The 17179-nt window shown below is 70.4% G+C and carries 17 protein-coding genes; 7 read left to right on the forward strand and 10 right to left on the reverse strand.

All coding sequences use genetic code 11. The features are described from left to right. Positions 1–2 precede the first annotated feature (2 nt). The 4 genes from ACIO9J_RS02505 to murF all read left to right on the forward strand — a co-directional run bounded on the left by ACIO9J_RS02505 (position 3) and on the right by murF (position 4174). Positions 3–989, forward strand: coding sequence for a D-isomer specific 2-hydroxyacid dehydrogenase family protein (locus ACIO9J_RS02505; RefSeq protein ID WP_401991270.1), 987 nt, complete (start codon positions 3–5; stop codon positions 987–989). Then, positions 982–2049 carry a D-alanine--(R)-lactate ligase gene (vanA, locus tag ACIO9J_RS02510; RefSeq protein WP_401991273.1) on the forward strand — a complete coding sequence of 356 codons (1068 nt, stop codon included), beginning with the start codon at positions 982–984 and terminating at the stop codon, positions 2047–2049. The genes ACIO9J_RS02505 and vanA overlap by 8 nt, the downstream gene beginning before the upstream one ends. Next, on the forward strand, positions 2042–2665 hold the full coding sequence (gene vanX, locus ACIO9J_RS02515) for a D-Ala-D-Ala dipeptidase VanX (protein WP_401991276.1): 624 nt from the start codon (positions 2042–2044) through the stop codon (positions 2663–2665). Before vanA ends, vanX begins: the two co-directional genes overlap by 8 nt. Positions 2666–2812: 147 nt before the next feature. After that, positions 2813–4174 (forward strand): UDP-N-acetylmuramoyl-tripeptide--D-alanyl-D-alanine ligase, encoded by a 1362-nt coding sequence (gene murF / locus ACIO9J_RS02520; protein ID WP_401991278.1) that lies wholly within the window; start codon positions 2813–2815, stop codon positions 4172–4174. A gap of 15 nt (positions 4175–4189) precedes the next feature. Here murF and ACIO9J_RS02525 read toward each other — a convergent pair whose 3' ends face one another. Next, positions 4190–5368, reverse strand: coding sequence for a lipid II:glycine glycyltransferase FemX (locus tag ACIO9J_RS02525; RefSeq protein ID WP_401991281.1), 1179 nt, complete (start codon positions 5366–5368; stop codon positions 4190–4192). A gap of 142 nt (positions 5369–5510) precedes the next feature. Then, a complete protein-coding gene (locus ACIO9J_RS02530; protein WP_401991283.1) occupies positions 5511–6224 on the reverse strand; it encodes a TMEM175 family protein in 714 nt (237 codons plus the stop codon). Positions 6225–6743: 519 nt separating this feature from the next. On the opposite strand from ACIO9J_RS02530, the gene ACIO9J_RS02535 reads away from it, so the two are divergent. Then, positions 6744–6959: a hypothetical protein gene (locus ACIO9J_RS02535; protein WP_401991286.1), complete on the forward strand. Its 216-nt coding sequence runs from the start codon at positions 6744–6746 to the stop codon at positions 6957–6959. Between the two features lie 7 nt (positions 6960–6966). Further along, the gene (locus tag ACIO9J_RS02540) at positions 6967–7224 is read left to right on the forward strand and encodes an alpha/beta hydrolase fold domain-containing protein (RefSeq protein ID WP_401991289.1); all 258 of its coding nucleotides are present in this window, start codon (positions 6967–6969) and stop codon (positions 7222–7224) included. An 87-nt stretch (positions 7225–7311) separates the two neighbouring features. Here the strand turns inward: ACIO9J_RS02540 and ACIO9J_RS02545 are convergent, their stop codons facing one another. Further along, a complete protein-coding gene (locus tag ACIO9J_RS02545; RefSeq protein WP_401991292.1) occupies positions 7312–7950 on the reverse strand; it encodes a DUF4232 domain-containing protein in 639 nt (212 codons plus the stop codon). Between the two features lie 115 nt (positions 7951–8065). Between ACIO9J_RS02545 and ACIO9J_RS02550 the strand changes: the two genes are divergently transcribed. Continuing rightward, a complete protein-coding gene (locus ACIO9J_RS02550) occupies positions 8066–8410 on the forward strand; it encodes an EthD domain-containing protein (RefSeq protein ID WP_401991295.1) in 345 nt (114 codons plus the stop codon). A gap of 14 nt (positions 8411–8424) precedes the next feature. Here ACIO9J_RS02550 and ACIO9J_RS02555 read toward each other — a convergent pair whose 3' ends face one another. From ACIO9J_RS02555 to ACIO9J_RS02585, 7 genes are all read right to left on the reverse strand, one after another. Then, a complete protein-coding gene (locus ACIO9J_RS02555) occupies positions 8425–9195 on the reverse strand; it encodes a YqjF family protein (protein ID WP_401991298.1) in 771 nt (256 codons plus the stop codon). Between the two features lie 81 nt (positions 9196–9276). After that, entirely contained in the window at positions 9277–9912 is a 636-nt protein-coding gene (locus ACIO9J_RS02560) for a DJ-1/PfpI family protein (protein WP_401991301.1), read from the reverse strand. Positions 9913–10057: 145 nt separating this feature from the next. Further along, complete coding sequence (locus ACIO9J_RS02565) at positions 10058–10639, reverse strand: hypothetical protein (protein WP_401991304.1); 582 nt, start codon at positions 10637–10639, stop codon at positions 10058–10060. A 101-nt stretch (positions 10640–10740) separates the two neighbouring features. Continuing rightward, entirely contained in the window at positions 10741–13485 is a 2745-nt protein-coding gene (locus tag ACIO9J_RS02570) for a BTAD domain-containing putative transcriptional regulator (protein ID WP_401991307.1), read from the reverse strand. 67 nt (positions 13486–13552) lie between these two features. Beyond that, a complete protein-coding gene (locus tag ACIO9J_RS02575; protein ID WP_401991310.1) occupies positions 13553–14647 on the reverse strand; it encodes an acyl-CoA dehydrogenase family protein in 1095 nt (364 codons plus the stop codon). Beyond that, positions 14647–15822 carry an acyl-CoA dehydrogenase family protein gene (locus ACIO9J_RS02580; protein ID WP_401991313.1) on the reverse strand — a complete coding sequence of 392 codons (1176 nt, stop codon included), beginning with the start codon at positions 15820–15822 and terminating at the stop codon, positions 14647–14649. Before ACIO9J_RS02580 ends, ACIO9J_RS02575 begins: the two co-directional genes overlap by 1 nt. Before the next feature lie 126 nt (positions 15823–15948). Beyond that, positions 15949–17142 (reverse strand): CaiB/BaiF CoA transferase family protein, encoded by a 1194-nt coding sequence (locus tag ACIO9J_RS02585; protein WP_401991316.1) that lies wholly within the window; start codon positions 17140–17142, stop codon positions 15949–15951. Positions 17143–17179: the final 37 nt, after the last annotated feature.

Below are 17179 nucleotides of genomic sequence, written 5' to 3' on the forward strand. Positions count from 1 at the left end.
GCATGACCTACAGCGAACCAGTGGGAATCACTGCATTCGGATGCGGGCGGGATGAAGCGGCTCGATTCCGTGAGCTGGCACCGCGCTTCGGAATGACGCCGACGATCACAGAGTCCGCGGTGTCGGAGGACAACGTCCACCTGGCGTCCGGAAACCGGTGTGTCAGCGTCGGACACAAGAGCCGGATCACCCCGGCAACACTTCGCGCCCTGAGCCGAGTCGGTGTCTCCTACCTCTCCACACGAAGCATCGGCTGCGACCACATCGACGTGGATTATGCGGGCCGTGTCGGCATTTCCGTGGGGAACGTCTGCTACTCCCCCGACGGCGTCGCCGACTACACGGTGATGATGTTGCTGATGGCGGTGCGCCACGCCAAGTCCACGGTCCGCCGCGCGGATGTGCACGACTACCGGCTGCACGACGTACGGGGGAAGGAACTGCGCGACCTGACCGTCGGTGTGGTCGGAACGGGGCGCATCGGTACGGCCGTGATGGAAAGGCTGCGCGCCTTCCGCTGCCCGATGTTGGCGTACGGAAATCACGCTGGCGCATCCGGTGATCCTGGCGACGAGGTGTCGCTCGATGAACTGCTGAGATCGAGCGACGTCGTCACGCTCCACGCGCCGCTCAACGCAGAGACGCACCACCTCCTCGACCGTGAGCGCATCCAGCGGATGAAACCCGGCGCGTTCGTGGTCAACACCGGGCGTGGCGCCCTCATCGACACGGCCGCGCTGGTCGAGGCGCTGGAGGACGGGCATCTGGGCGGTGTCGCCCTTGATGTCGTCGAGGGCGAGGAAGGCGTGTTCTACGCCAACCGACGGAACGCGCCCGTCGACAGCAAGCCACTGCTGCGGCTGCAGGAAATGCCGAACGCGTTCATCAGCCCGCACACCGCGTATTACACGGACCGCGCCCTGCGCGAAGCGGTCGAGAGTTCGATCACCAACTGCCTGGAATTCGAGAGCAGGAATCAGCATGCCTAAGACCAAGATTCAGGTCGGAATCCTCTTCGGAGGCAGCTCGGAGGAACACTCCATCTCCATCAAGTCCGCGCGGGAGGTCGCACGCAACCTCGACCCGGACACGTACGAGCCGTACTTCATCGGGATCACACGCGACGGCGCCTGGAAGTTCTGCGAGGGCCCCGCCACGGACTGGGAGAGCGGCGCTCACCGGTCCGCCGTGCTGTCCACGGACCGCGATGTGCGCGGACTGCTCGTCCTCGATCAGGGGAAGTACGACACGGTCGGCCTGGACGTCGTGATGCCCGTGCTGCACGGCAAGCTCGGGGAGGACGGCGCGGTCCAGGGCCTCCTGGAGCTGTCCGGAATCCCGTACGTGGGCTGCGACGTGCAGAGTTCCGCCCTGGGCATGGACAAGTCCCTCACCTACGTCGTCGCTGCCCGCGCCGGAATCGCCACGCCGAAATTCTGGACGGTCACGGCGGACGACGACGTCGACGCCGACCGGCTCACCTATCCCGTCTTCGTGAAGCCGGCCCGCTCGGGGTCTTCCTTCGGGGTCAGCAAGGTGGCGCACGCGGAGGAACTGCCGGCCGCTCTGGCGGTCGCCCGGCGGTACGACACGAAAGTCCTGGTCGAGGAGGCGGTCGTCGGCAGCGAGGTGGGATGCGCCATCCTGGGCGCCGGAACGGATCTGACCGCAGGGGAAGTTGACCGCATCTCTCTGTCCCACGGATTCTTCCGGATCCACCAGGAGGACACGCCCGAGACCGGCTCCGACAATTCGACGCCGATCGTCCCCGCCGATATTCCGGCTGCGTCCCGGGCCCGTGTCCAGGACGTGGCGAAGGCCGTCTACCGCGCCCTGGGCTGCCGTGGACTCGCGCGCGTGGACCTGTTCCTCAAGGACGACGGACAGGTCGTCCTCAACGAGGTCAACACGTTCCCCGGTATGACCTCGTACAGCCGCTATCCCAGGATGATGGCCGCCGCCGGAGTTCCGCTGTCCGAAGTGATCGACCGCCTGGTGGCCGAGGCCCTCGCCCGGCCCCTGCCTCCGACGGAGCAGGCCGATGCGTGACGACTTCGTCTTCATCGACGAGTTCATGCCCGGGGTCCGCTGGGACGCGAAGTACGCCACCTGGGACAACTTCACCGGACGGCCGGTCACCGGCTATCTGGCCAATCGCATCGTCGGCACCAGGGCTCTGTGTGCGGCCTTGCAGAGCGCGCGGGAAGAGGCGGCCACGCACGGATTCGGCCTGCTTCTCTGGGACGCCTACCGCCCGCAACGCGCCGTGGACTCTTTCCTGCGCTGGTCCAGGCAGCCGGAGGACGGCCGCACCAAGCAGCGCCATTACCCCCGTATCGACCGGCCCGAGATGTTCGAGAACGGATATGTGGCCGCCAAATCGGGCCACAGCCGCGGCAGTACCGTCGACTTGACGCTGTATCACCTGGACAGCGGCGACCTCGCCGCCATGGGCGGCGGCCACGACCTGATGGACTCGGTCTCGCATCACGGAGCGGAAGGGATACCGCAGGTCGCGATGGAAAGCCGCGGGCGTCTTCGCTCCGTCATGGAGTCCAGCGGATTCCGCTCCTACGCCTGTGAATGGTGGCATTACACGCTCACGGACGAGCCCTACCCGGACACCTATTTCGACTTCCCCATCACACAGGTGAGTCTGGGATGAACCCGGCGTGGCTCCGGTGGTCCGGCCGGAGCCACAGTCCCTGCACCCGCCCGTGCCCCTGCCCCTGCCCCTGCCCCTGCCCACGTATCGCCGGCGTATCGAGAACCGCATACGCCCCGGCAACACCCCGCCGCCTTCACTGACGTCATGACTCGGAGCCAGCCGACCCCCGCCCCGCGCCCCCTCTCCCTCGCCCACATCGCCGCGCTCGTCGGCGGCCGGGTCACGGGGGATGCGACCGTCACGGTGAGTGCGCCGGCCGTACTCGACAGCCGGTACGGCGAACCGGGCGGTCTCTTCGTCGCCATGGCCGGTGAGCGCGTCGACGGCCACGACTACGCCGACCGCACCCGTGCGACCGCCGTGCTCGGCTCGCGGCCGACATCACTGCCCACCGTCGTCGTCGGCGACGTACCTGCCGCACTTCAGACACTCGCCGCCCACTCCGTGGCCCGGCTGCGCGAGCGGCTGACCGTCGTTGCGGTGACCGGCTCGCAGGGCAAGACGAGCACCAAGGACATGCTGTCCGTGATTCTTTCGGGCGCCGGGCCGACCGTCGCCACCCACGGTTCGTACAACAACGAACTCGGCGTGCCCCTGACCATGCTCCGCGCCGACGCACGCACCCGCTTCCTCGCCCTCGAAATGGGCGCCCGCCACATCGGCGACATAGCCCACCTCACCGAGCTGGTCGCGCCCGACATCGCGGTCGTGCTCAACGTCGGCCAGGCCCACATCGGGGAGTTCGGCTCGCGTGCGGCCATCGCACGGACCAAGGGCGAACTCGTACGCGGCCTCGTACCCGGCGGCACCGCCGTCCTCAACGCCGACGACCCCAGCGTCGTCGCGATGCGCGCGCTGACCGACGGGCCGGCCTTGACCTTCGGCCGCGCCGAGCACGCCGACGTCCGTGTCACGGACCTGATCCTCGACCGCCTGGGCCGGGCGGCCTTCACGCTGCGCACCTCCGGCGCCTCGGCCCGTGTCGCGCTGCCCATCGTGGGCGCCCACCAGGCACTCAACGCGGCGGCCGCCGCCACGGCGGGACTCGCGGCAGGCATCCCCCTGATCACCTCGGCGGTGGCCCTCAGCACCGTCGCCCTGTCCAGGTGGCGCATGGAGCCACGCACCCTGGCCTGCGGCGCGACCCTGCTCAACGACTCCTACAACGCCAACCCCGACTCCACCCGAGCCGCCCTGGACACGCTCGCCGCGATCGCGGCCCGGCGCCGCATCGCCGTACTCGGCGCGATGCTCGAACTCGGCGCCCACAGCGAGGCAGAACACCGAGCGGTGGGCGAGTACGCGGCCGCGCGCGCCGATCTGGTGGCCGTCGTCGGCGAAGCCGCCCGCCCCCTCGCCGACGCCGCGGGGGAACGGGCGGTCGCGTTCACCGACAACCAAGCGGCCGTCGCCTGGCTGCGCGAGATCCTCACCGATGGCGACGTCGTCCTCGTCAAGGCGTCGCGCGGCGCCCGCCTCGACGAGGTGGCCGCCGCACTCCAGTGACCGGGCGGCGCGGGCTCAGCGCCCGCGCCGCCGCATGTACAGGTCGAAGGCGCGGTAGACCAGCGGTCGCAGCGGGAGATCCCACTCCCCCACGTACCGCACCGCACGCCCCCCGGTGCCAACCTTGAACCGGATCAGGCCCACCTGCGGATCGGCGGCATCGAGCGTCGGCGTGATGCCCCGCAGGTCGTAGACGTCGCAGCCCGCCGCCAGGGCGGCACGGATCATCGCCCACTGGCACGCGTTGGAGCCCCGCACCTCGCGCTTGGCCGTCGAGGAGGCGCCGTACACGTACCAGGCGTGCCCGCCCACCCGCACCAGGATCGTCGCGGCCACCAACTCGCCCTCGTGGCGCGCCAGATAGAGCGCGATCCGCCCGGGATCCTCGGCGCTCAACTCCGCGAACATCGTCTCGAAGTACGCAGCGGGCCGCGGCGTGAATCCGTCGCGCGCGGCGGTGTGCACGTAGAGCTCGTGGAACGCCGCGAGGTCCGACGCGGCACCGACCGTGACCTCGACCCCTGCCTTCGCGGCCTTGTTGACGTTGCGGCGCCACTGCTGATTCATGGCCTTCAGGACGTCGTCCTCGGACCTTCCCGCCAGCGGCACCTCGTACGTGAACTGTGGCTGACCGGCCCCGAACCCGTCCTCAGGACTCTGCGGCAGCCAGCGGGCCGCCCGGAGCTGTCGGCTCACCTCGGCACCCACCGGATCCATGAGCCCGTCGGGGAGTTCGGTGAGCCGTCGCGTCCCCGGGTCGGCCACGCCGTGCTTGACCTGCGCCGCGGTCCAGGTGTGCGTGCGCACCGGCGGGCACAGCCGGATCGCGAACGCGCCGCGGGCCTTGAGGTGTGCCGCCAGCGGGTCGAGCCACGCACCGATGTCCCCGGTCCAGTCGATGTCAGGTCCCCACGGCAGATACGCGAGCGTGAACCGCGAAAGTCCCGGCACCGGACGGTGCAGGACGAGCCCCGCCCCCACGAGCCGCCCGCCGTCGAACCATCCGAGCGACTCGCTGCGCCACTCCGTCTTCACCCGCCCCCACGCCGGGGTCTGCGCGAAGTTCACCGACCGCCGCGCCCGCACGAAGGCCAGATGCTCGGCGTCGCTGATCGCCGCGACGGTGAGTGTCACGGAGAGGGGCAGGGGGAGGGTCACGGGGACGGGCAGGAGTGCTGGTTCGCGGTAGGACATGACGCCAGCCAAGTCGGCCCGGTGTTGCCGACGCGTATCGGCTTTTCGATACGCCGACGATATGCGCCTCTCAGGCGCTCAGGCGCTCAGGCGCTCAGGCGCTCAGGCGCTCAGGCGCTCAGGCGCTCAGGCGCTCAGGCGCTCAGCGTGAGCGGTACCACGCGCCCAGGCGCTCCATCCACGGGGTGGAGGCGAGCAGCAGGAGGCTGTAGTACCGCAGGGGCGGTACGGCGAGTGCGATCACGAGAGCCAGGACCATCGCCACGATGTTGCGGACGGACTCGGCGTAAGAGTCGGCAACCAGGGCGCGAGACTTCTCCCCGTCATCGGCCAGCAGTTCGGAGTGCCCCTTCAGCACCCTCAGCAACGCCATGTGGCACACCATGCTCGCCAGGAGCGTGAGGTAGTAGAACGTCGACGCGAATTGATCGCCCCCGAAGGACCCGATCATCTCCGTCGGCAGAGGCAGGACCACGATGCACAGCAGCCAGCCCATGTTCCACACCGACAGGGAGCGGTTGAGCGAACCGACCGCGGAGAAGGCCCGGTGGTGGGCGAACCAGAGCCTGGCCACCACGACGAAGCTCAGCAGGAAGCTCCAGATCTGGTCGAGGTGATCGAAGATGACGTCCCGGGCGTGCTCGTGGGCGGACGCGGCCTCGGGAACGAGGTCGACCAACGGCAGGACCAGCAGGGTGAGGGAGATGGCGGTCACCGCGTCGGTGAACAGCAGCAGCCGCTCGCTCGGCAGGCCCGGCGCCTCCTTCCCGGTGGCCGCAGGCGAAGCGGGCGGCGTCGGGTGAGCCCCTGCGGCCCTGGCCCCATCGGTGTCGCCACCGGTATCGCTGGTGTTCATGAACGCAGGTCTCCTTGGTAGTTGCGCTGGGCTCGGCGGAACCGTCCGCTGGAGATCATTTTCTACACGGGCACACGCGTGCACAGCGGTGCTCCGGCCGAGCGGGTGAACGGGCGTCGGTGCACAAGGACACCAGCGTGCCGCAGCGAGGCGCGGTGGAGCGCCGCCCCTCGAAAGATTCACCTCGACACGTACAGGTCTCCATCGTCCGGTGGCCACACATACGAGGTCGCCGACGCTGGCGCGCCGCTGCGTGGGCGAGCTCACCCCTGCCGAACCGGCCCGGCTGCTGGGTTCCTCCAAGGCGCTCGGGCACGGCCCGGTGGATCCGGCGGCCAGTCGTTGCCGAGGTCTTACCGGGGTGCAGCGCGAGTAGCTGGCTCCCCTGGGCCGGGCTCAGCTGTTGGGCGCGAGGCGGGCCGACGAACCCAAGCGACCTCTGTCTTCCAACTCCCCGTTCCTCAAGTGTGGCTGTCTCCGGACCGGGCCCGTTCAGATCAAGGTGGCATCCTAGCGCCCGTGGCCGAACCGATCGACCCCTCGTTCGCCGATGCCGAACTGGCCGCCTTCATCAGGGCTGTTCGACAGGACCCCGGGCCACCCGCCCGTGCCGTGGGCGCGGTGGAGTTGCGGCGTGCGCAGCGGCTCCGCGCTGAAGCCCGGCCGCCGGGCCCCGAGATCGACCATGTCGAGGACCTGGTGGTCGGCTCGGCTGACGTGGGGCCCGGTCTCTAACGTCGTCATGGGTGACAGTTCCGGCGGGAACCTCGCCGCGCTGACCTGCCTGCGCCTGCGTGATGAAGGAGGACCGCTGCCGGTTGCCCAGATCTTGGTGTACCCCAACACCGATCTGACTCTCTCCTGCCCCAGCGCGCGGTCGAAGGGCACGAGTTGGGGCCTGACGGCCGACGATGTCGCTTGGGGGCCGAGCAATGGGTCCCGAACCCGTCCCGCCGCACCGACCCCGGGGCCATCCCGCTGTACGCCGCAGACGGCATAGGCGTCACCCCGCTTCATTAAGTAGCACTGCACCGTACAGAGTTGCCGTGCCCAGAGGTGCCGCCGGAGTCAGTGCACCGCTGTCGGGCTACGGGATGACGGGGACGGTCTCGGCGCTGTTGGTCGACCAGTTGGTGACGATGGGCTTGTCGACGGTGGCCGGCTCGGGCAGCTTCAGCTCGGCGGGGTTCGAGTCGTCCTCGGTCAGGGCGACTATCACGCTGTTGAACTCGACACCACCGTCCGCGTCCGTCGACTTGGGGCTGGTATCGGTGTACGCGACCGCGGAACCACCGAGCTTGATCGGGTCCTCACCACCCTGCCCGACCGGGGACGCCACGCCCTCCGCACCGGAACCGAACGACACACTCGGCGTGTTGACATCCAGGTAGCAGGTGATCCCGGACTTCGCCTTGGCCGTGACCAGGTAGTAGCCACCCGCCTGCGACTGGGACGTCAGCGTGAGACTCACATCGTTGGTCCCACACGACTGCCCGTAACCGTCCTTCTTGCCGTCGCCACCCTTACCGGCACCGGCCTCGGCGCCGGAGCCGGAGGAGGAACTCAAGGACCTGTCGGTAGCGGTGTCTTCTGCTGACACCGAGGACACTAGGGCCGCGTTGATCCTTAAGTGATCCTGAGAATGTCCGAGTCCTGTCTCAGAGATCTCGACCCGGGCGGCGGGACGCGACCGCCCCCGCGCGGTGCGCGGCGTCGCGACAGACATCCTGCCGACCCAGTGGCCTTGCGTCTCGACTCCCCACCGTGGTCTCGGCCGCCGCTCAAGTCGCCTGGGCAGCATGGGAGTTACCCAGTAGAGCCGACCTGTCACGAGGAGTTCCGTGATCAAGATCAGTATCTTCCTGACTCGGCGCGCGGACCTCACTCACGAAGAGTTCGTGGAGTACTGGACGCACAAGCACCTGCCGCTGATCGCGACCGTGACGGACGGGGCGGTGCCGGTCCGGCGCCATGTCCTGCTCCTGCCCACCGACGACGAGATCCCCGGCGTATGCCACACCTACTACGACGGAGTCGTCGAGGTCTGGTTCGACGACATCGCCGATGCGACCCGCTGGTTCACCTCCGACACCTTCACCACGACCGTCGCCGCCGACGAGGAGAACTTCCTCGACCGCTCCCTGACCCGCTTCCTCTACACCACCGAAACACCGATCGTTGGTTGAGGACCGCCCGCGCTTCAGTTCTCCGGTCGGCGGGTGGGGCGCCCCAGACGTACCGGGACGCCCGGTGTGTACAGCACGCTGACCGGTGCGGCGCTCGGCGCGGCCAGTCCGGCCGCGGTGACCAGGTTCTCGTCGCACTCGACCAGTTCGGCGCGGTACAGGGGCCAGCGCGGGTGATGGTTGGGCAGATACGCCGTTCCCCCGCCGAAGGAGTTGTGCAGGCCCCAACGGGCGGTGAGGAAGTGTTCCAGCTCGCTGGGTTCGTCGATGCGTTCACCGGTGCGTACGGTGACCCGGCTGTACGCGCCCCGGCCGCCGGGCCTGCGGCGTTCGCTGCTGTACGTCACCGTGCCGCCGTCCGCGCGCACCGCCATCCGGGACCACAGATAGGGAAGCCGGAACCCGACGCGGCCCAGCACCACCGGGAGCAGCCGTGAGGCGTCCATCGAGCGGAACACGACACCGCGGCGGCCGTGCGCGTCCACCGAGTACAGACGTACGTTGGTCTCCGGGAACGAGCCGAGGTAGGGCACTCCCGGCAGCCGGAACCAGCCGACCTTGTGCATGCGGAAGGCGACCAGTCCGACGTAGGTGACTCCGTCATGGACATCGGGCGTGGTCCCCGGCGGCAGCAGCCCCGCCACCGTGGCCGGTTCGACGGCCCAGTGGATGAACGTCAGGTCCAGCCACTGCTGGGTGAGCAGCGGGAAACGAATGTCGGTCGGCGCGTCCGGCGAGACGGTCGTGTCCGGCGGGCGCGGGGCGACGGGAGCAGGCTTCTGCATCGCCCGAGGATGCCAGACGGCGTGCCGCACCGGTCAGGCCGGTCCGACTCGGACGGCCTCCTGTCCAGATCGGTGGTCTGGTCACGCTTCCGCGGGGTGGTACGCGGTGCCGGTCCGGAGGGCGTCGGCTGTGCGTACGTGGCTCAGGGCGCGCTCGACAGTGTCCGCGTTCTCTCCGACGGGGGCCACGTAGTCGAGGACGGCGCGGGCCGCTTCCTCGCCGAGGGTGCGAGTGATCACCCAGGCGGCGAGGTACTGGGAGGCCAGGCATCCGCCCGCCGTGGCGATGTTGCCGTCCGCGTGGAACGGAGTGTCGAGCACGCTCAGGCCCATGGCTTCGGCGAAGCGACGGGTCTTCTGGTCGGTGCAGGCGGGACGGCCGTCCAGCAGGCCCAGGCGGGCGAGCACCAGCGCTCCCGAACACTGGGAACCGATCAGTTGCCGGGCGGGGTCGAGAGTGATCCGGTCCACCAGCTTGTCGTCGGCGATCACGTCCCGGGTGCGTACACCGCTGCCGATCAGGACGACGTCGGCCTCGGTCAGGAACTCCATCGGGCGCTGCCCTGCCACCTCGACCCCGTTCATCGACGTGACGTGCGAGGTCGGCGTCGTGATGAACGCCTCCAGGCCGTCCTCGCGGCACCGGTTGATCAGCGAGGACGCCACAAAGCTGTCCACCTCGTTGAACCCGTCGAAGGTGACCACGGCTACCTGCATGAGAGCTCCTCGGCGTACGACGGCGACAGGACTCCAGTCTCCACCCGTCAGCGAGCATCCATGGCTGGGGCGATGGCCCAGAGGGTGCCGCTGTCGGCCGCCTGACCGAGTGGCGGCCAACAGCGGCCCGGAACATCGATGCCCGTTATGGGTGGTAGATCTCGGCGACCCTCACCGCGATGCCGTCCGAGTCCTTGAGGACCTTCACCTTGACGGAGCCCGTCTTGGCCGCCTTCACCAGGTCGTCGTAGGTGCACTTGAGGGTGCCCGCGCCGGAGTCGTCGGCGGAGACGCTGCCGTCCGGGGCTCCGCAGATCGCCGCGGCGCCGAGGATGGCGGTGCTGTCGTCGACGAGGAATGCCTGGTCGTCGACCATCAGCTTGTGGTCGGCGAGGTAGGTGAGCGTGCCGGTGTACGTCCCCTCGCCGCCTCCGGTGTTGACGCCCTCTCCGTCGGCGCCGGTACTGGTGCCGTCCTGCTGGGAGGCGCCCCCGGAGTCGGATGAGCCGGTGTCGCCCTTGTCGCCTTCGGCCGCGGGCTTGCCGCCGGTGGATGCCGAACTGCCGCTCGGTTCGGACGAGTTGTCCGGCGCCGTCGAGGTGGTCGACGAATCGGCGGCACCGCTGTCCTCCGTACCGCTGCCGTCGTTGCAGGCGGTCAGCGAGAGGGTGAGGGCCGCGAAGGCGGCAATGGCGAGCGTGGACTTCTTACGCAGGGCTGTACGCATGGTGGTGCTCCCCCGATGGTGGTGTGCGTGGTGTACGACCCCAGGCTGCCGCGTCGCGCTGCCGTTCCACTAACACCTGGCTAACGCACCGTTGTCGCAGGTCAATGGGGTCGCACCAGGGACTTCCCGACCTGTTCCGCTCTGGCCCGGTACGCGGCTTCCGAGAGCGGCTCGTCAAGCACTGCGGCGACCTCCCCGAGCCGGGTCAGCGCCCGTACCGTACGGGCCGGGAGGCCCTCCTCCTCGTTGGCGGCGACAGCGGCGAGCAACGCCTCGCGGGCCTCCTGGTGCAGCCCGCTGTCGTGCAGTGCGATGCCGTACGACTCCCAGATGAGCGGCCGCCAGCCGACGATCTCGCTCTCGGGGATGGCGTCGATACAGCGGGCCGTGTGTTCGGCCGCCGCCGCGAAGTCGCCCTGAGTCAGGGCGACATGGGCGGCGTGGTAGCGCTCCAGGGTGACAGCGATCGGGTGGTCGGCCGTACGGGCGTCGCGCGCGGCGTCCGCCAGCGCGTCGAGCACGCCGACCGGGTTTCCGTGCCGGTGGCGGGCGATGGCGAGCAGGACGAGGACCTGGCAGGAGACCTCGGGTGCGAAACTGCGCAGCGGAGCCACCGCGCCGGCCAGCAGGGTCTCGGCGCGCGCGAACTGCCCGGTCTCCACGAACAGCATGCCTGTGACGGCCCGCAGCCAGCCGATGCCCTCAGTGCTGCCGATCCGCTCCGCGGCGGCGAGCGCCGTGTGCAGCGGCTGCTGCCAGCCGGGGTACGGCCGCCCGTGGACGAGTGGCCACAACAGGGCGGCGATCCGCCAGGTGCGGTCCTCGTCGTCGAGCCTGGCGGCCGCCGAGACGGCGGCCATCAGTGACTCCTGCTCCTTGAGGAACCAGCCGAACACGGCATCGCAGTCGGCGAACCGCGGTACGGGTGGCCCTGCTTCGAGTCCTTCGGGCAGCGGCACGGTCCGTGAACCGGTGGGGTCGAACACGTCCACGGCGGCGTGCTGGGCGCGCAGCCAGTGGTCGACCAGGCGTCGGGTGACCGCGTCGGGCGCTTCCGCGCGGGGCAGTCCGCGCGCGTAGATCCGTACGAGGTCGTGCAGGCTGTAGCGGCCCGGTCCCGCCTCCTGGACCAGGTGCGCCGCGGCGAGCCGGTCGAGTCCCGCTCGGGCCTCGGCGAGCCCGATCCCTGCCGCGGCCGCGGCGGCGTAGGCGTCGCTCTGCCGGGCGAAGGAGTGCCCGAGCGCGCCGAGCAGCGCGGCATCTGCGGCATCGAGGCAGGCGACGGAGGCACGGAGGGCGGCCTCGACCCCGGTGTCCTCGGCGGACAGAAGCGTCAACCGGGCCCCCTCGTCGGCCAGCTCGGCGGCCAGGTCGGCGACCGTCCAGTGCCGACGGCCCTTGAGCCGGGCCGCGGCGATGCGCAGGGCGAGCGGCAGGCCGTCGCACAGTCGGGCCACCTCGCGCACGCCGCGCTCGTCGGAGGCATCGGGGCCGAGCGCCTCGGTGAGCAGCAGGGCCGCGTCGTCCTCGTCGAGCACCCCGACGGGGATCGGCGTGGCACAGTCCGACGCGATGACGGCGTCGAGCCGGGTCCGGCCGGTGACGACGGTGGCGCAGCCGGGGCCGCCGGGCAGCAGCGGACGGACCTGGGCGGAGTCCTTGGCGTTGTCCAGGACGACGAGGAGCCGCCGGTCCTTGACCGTGGACCGGAACAGTGCCGCCGCGGCGTCGAGCGACTCGGGCACGGCCGGGGCCCGCACTCCGAGAGCGAGCAGGAACTCCCTGAGGACATCGGCCGGTTGGGCGGGCTCGGTGCCGCTGTATCCGCGCAGATCGGCGAACAGCCTGCCGTCGGGGTAGTTGTCTGCGTGGGCGTACGCCCAGTGCACGACCAGCGAGGTCTTGCCGACCCCGGCGGGCCCGGCGACCAGGGCGATGGGCGCCTCGGAGGCGGTGGCGGTGGCGGTCAGCGCGGCGAGCTCGGGCGCGCGCCCGTGGAATCCGCGGGTCGGGCGCGGCAGCAGGTCGACGGCGGCCTCGGGGGCCCGCGTGAGGGCCCTTCCGGGTGCCGGTTCCGCCGCGCCCCCCTCTTCCCACCCCGAACCGGCCGTCCCGTCGAGCACCTCCTCGTACGCCTCCCGCAGCATGGGCCCCGGGTCGACGCCCATCGTGTCGGCGAGTTCCCTGCGGGTGCGGTGGTACTGCTCCAGGGCGTCGGACTGGCGGCCCGCGCGGTACAGCACCCGGATCAGCGAGGCGATCAGCGGCTCGCGCAGCGGATGCGTCGCGGCCTCCTTGCCGAGCAGCGCCACCGCGCGGTCGTGCTCGCCGAGCACCGCGCAGGTGGCCGCCAGTTGCTCGACCGCGGCGATCCTGCTCTCCTCCAGCGCGTTCGCGGCGGCGAGCAGCGGGGCCGTGCCGTTGATCCCGCCGAGCGCCGGCCCCTGCCACAGGGCGAGCGCCTCGCGCAGCATCAGCGCCGCGTCGGCCGGTTCGCGCTGCCGCCGGGCCAGCGCGGCCAGGTCCTCGAAACGGCGTACGTCGAGAAGCGTCTCGGGCAGTCGCAGCGCGTACGCCCGCCCTTGTGTGGTCAGTTCGACGCCGTACGCGTCCAGGCCCGCCTCGGCGATCAGTGCGCGCAGCCGTGAGACGTGCCCCTGGATGACGGTGCGCGCGTGCTGTGGCGGCTCGTCCTCCCACAGCGCCTCGGTGAGCGTGTCGATGGATACGGCTGCCGGGGCGTGCAGCAACAGCATGGCGAGCAGGCTCCGCCGTTTGACGGGCCCGAGCGGCACGGGCCCCGTCCCTCCGTTGATCGCCACGGTTCCGAGGAGCTGGAACTCCATGTACGTGCACTCTCCAGGCGGGCCGACGGAAACAAAGGGACGGGAACAACGAGGGTATCGCCAAGAGTTAACGGTGAGTTGGGATATTTTGTGATGGTTTGGCGGTGGTCAGGGACGGCCAGAGTGTGGTGGCGGTGAGGGAGCGGGCCAGGCAGCGGGCCCAGTGGGTCTCGTCACCGTCTTCGTCGCGCCAGGACCACAGTCGGGTGGTGGCGAGGTGGAGCGGGCTGAGCCGGGTGATGCCGACGGCGCCGTGCAGTTGGTGGGCGATGCGGGTGATCTCGGCAGCCGATGCGGATGCCTGGGTCTTGGCCGCGGCGACGGCGAGCCGCGCGGCAGGGCCGCCGCCGTCCAGCGGGGCGGCGGCGGCCCTGACCACGGCGCGGACCAGCGCGGTCTCCTCGATCAGCCGCGCCTCTTCCTGCTTGACGGCTTGGAAGCGGCTGAGCGGACGGCCGAACTGGGTGCGTGCGGTGGTGTGGGCGACCGTCAGCTCGACGCAGCGTTCAGCGGCACCGGCGATCAGGGCGGAGCGGGCCAGGGCCGCGCGGACCCCTGCCTCGTCGAGCAGTTCGGGGGCGATCCGGCGGACCTGCGACGCGGGGATCTCCAGGGCTGCGAGGTGCAGGTCGTCGCGGGGTTCCTCGGCGAGGTTGCCGCCGGGGGTGAGGACGGTCTGGTCAGGGGCGAGGGTGAACAGGACGGGGCCGAAGGGGGCGGTGGCCAGGACGACCACGGAGGTGACGGCGCGGGCCCAGGGAACGCGGCGAAGAGTACCGGTGACCAGCAGGGTGTCGTCGTCGCCGAGGCAACCGGCCGAACCGACGGCAGAGGCGGCCGGACGCGCGTACCGGATCGTCAGCTCGGGAGCGATCGCGTAACTGAGGGGTCCTTCGGGGACGGGAAGTCCGGCGCGGCGCAGCAGGGGGCGGACGACCAGAGCGGTCTCGGCGAGCGGCGCGGGGACGGCACGGCGCCCTGCCTCCTGGGCGGCGGCGAGGAGTTCGGCGGTGGAGGCGTCCTCGGAGGGGAGGGCCACGGCGTCGGGAGCGGTGGTGTTGGTGACGACGGCGATGGCACCCGCAGCGGCGTGGAAGCCGGCGGTGTCGTAGGCGTCGGCGGAGATGACGGGGGCGCTGGTGTCGATCGTGTGGGTGTTCATCAGTGCTGCTCCAGACCTCGGGTGATGATGCCGCGAAGGATTTCGTTGGTGCCGCCGCGCAGGGTGTAGCCGGGGCCGTGCAGCAGGGCGAAGGCGAGCAGTTCGGCGTGGCTGCCGGGAGTGGCGTGCGGATCGGCCGGGGTCGGCAGGACGCTGCGGACGGTGTCGACCAGCGTGCCCTCCAGGCGGGTGCCGAGGTCCTTGACCAGGGCGGCCTGGATGTCGGGCGAGGCACCCGCGTCCAGTGCTGCCGCCACCCCGAGGGACAGTCGGCGGACACTGTGCAGACGGGCTGTCAGGATGCCGACCTGGGTGAGCTGTTGGGCCGTGGGCGAGCCCTTCTCCAGTTCGCGGAGCAGGGAGACGAGGAGGGGAAAGGTGGACAGGTAGCGTTCCGGGCCGCTGCGCTCGAAGGCGAGTTCGCCGGTGACCTGCTTCCAGCCGTCGCCCCGCTGCCCGAGCAGCATGCCGTCGGGAACGTCGACGCCTTCGAGATGGAAGGCGTTGAAGCGGTGCTCGCCGCTCATGAGCCGGATCGGCTCGATCCGTACGCCCGACGCGCGCAGGTCGACGATGAACTGGCTGAGCCCCGCGTGCTTGTCCTCGGTGTCGTCGGTGCGGGCCAGGACGATGGCGTAGTCGTTGACGTGAGCGCCGCCGGTCCACATCTTGGTGCCGGTCAACCGCCAGCCGTCAGCCGTGCGTTCGGCGCGGGTCGCGACCGATGCCAGGTCGGAGCCGCTGCTCTTCTCGCTCATGCCGATGGAGAAGAAGCAGCGCCCGGCGGCGATCCGCGGCAGGAAGAAGCGACGCTGCTCCTCGGTGCCGTGCCGAAGGACGGAAGGGCCTGCCTGCCGGTCGGAGACCCAGTGGGCGCTGACCGGGGCGCCGGCCGCGAGCAGTTCCTCGATCACCACGTAACGTTCCAGGAAGCCGCGGCCCGCACCGCCGTACTCGGTGGGCAGGGCCATGCCGACCCAGCCGCGCTCGGCGAGACGGCGGCTGAAGCCGGGGTCCCAGCCGGCCAGCCAGGAATCGGGGCGGCCGAGGACGGTGCCGCGGGCGCGCTCCTCGTCGAGAAAGACGCGGACTTCGCGGCGCAGCCGGCGGGCCGATTCGGGCAGGACGACATCGGGGAATGCGATCGGTGAAGGCGTCGAAGTCGAAGGAGACATGATTCTCCGCTCCCGGAGTTGGTGAGTGGACGGTGCGTTTCTTGTCGATGCGCGCATTCAGTACGGGGACGCCGTACGCGCATCCGGTACGGGAAGCCGATACGCGAATCCGGTACCGGAACCCTGTCAGTTCGCGGAGTGCAGCAAGGCGGGGTCGAAGTCGACTTCGCGGAGCACCTGGTCGGTGTGCTGGCCGATGCGCGGGCAGGGCCGAAGTTCCGGTTCCGGGTCGGCCGAGTAGCGGACCGGGCGGCCGATGACCCGGTAGGGGCCCTCGGTGGGGTGCTCGGCATGGCGCAGCAGACCGCCCTCCTGGGCGTAGTCGGTGGTGGCTGCGGACTCCAGGTCGAGCACCGGGGCGGCGGCGATGCCCGCCCGGTCGCAGAACTCCTGCCAGTCGGCGCTGGTGTGCCGGAGCGCAAGGTCCGCGAGCAGTGGATAGAACACGTCGGCGTTGCGGGCCCGTTCGGGTGCGGTGGCGAAGCGCGGGTCTGCGGCCAGTTCGGGGCTGCCGACGAAAGCGGTGAAGTCCCGCCAGTTGCGGTCGCTGTGCGGCAGGATGCACATCCAGCCGTCGGCGGTGCGCAACGCGCGGCGCTCTGGACTGAGTGAGCGGGCCGAGCCGAACTCCCCGTCGGCCTCCAGGGCGGCCGCTCCCAGATGCTCGACCAGGTTGAAGGCGAGCATGGTGTCGGCCATGGGGACCTCGATGTGCTGTCCGGTGCCGCCGTGTTCCCGGTAGTGCAGCGCGGCCAGGACCGACTGGGCGATCTGCATGCCGCAGATCTTGTCGGCGAGGACCGTCGGCACGTAGTGGGGCCGACCGGAGACCTGGTGGTTGAGCCAGACCAGACCGCTGGCCGCCTGGATGATGTCGTCGTAGGCGGCGCGGGCGCCGAAGCGGCTGTCGCTGCGGAAGCCCTGGGCACTCGCGTAGATGAGGCCGGGATTGACGGCCGCGACCTCGTCGTAGCCGAGGCGGAGCTTCTCCAGGGCCTGCGGGCGCAGGTTGGTGATGAGGACGTCGGCGGTGCGCAGCAGGGCGAGCAGGGCGTCGCGGCCGTGCGGGGCCTTGAGGTCGATGGCGGCGCTGCGCTTGTTGCGGTTCAGGTTGAGCGCCGGGCCGCCCATGCCGGGGTGGCGTCGGGGCGGGTAGTGGCGTGTCATGTCGCCGGTGGGCGGCTCGACCTTGATCACGTCCGCGCCCAGGTCGCCGAGTTGTTGGGCGGCGTACGGAGCCATGATGACGCTGGCGAGTTCGATGACGCGGACTCCGGCGAGGAGTCCGCGGCCGGTCGGGACATGCGTCTTCTCGGACATCTTGCGGTGCCTCCTGAGGAATGGGGGGGGTGGGACG

Source organism: Streptomyces sp. NPDC087300, from assembly GCF_044744425.1.
Classification (GTDB): Bacteria; Actinomycetota; Actinomycetes; order Streptomycetales; family Streptomycetaceae; genus Streptomyces.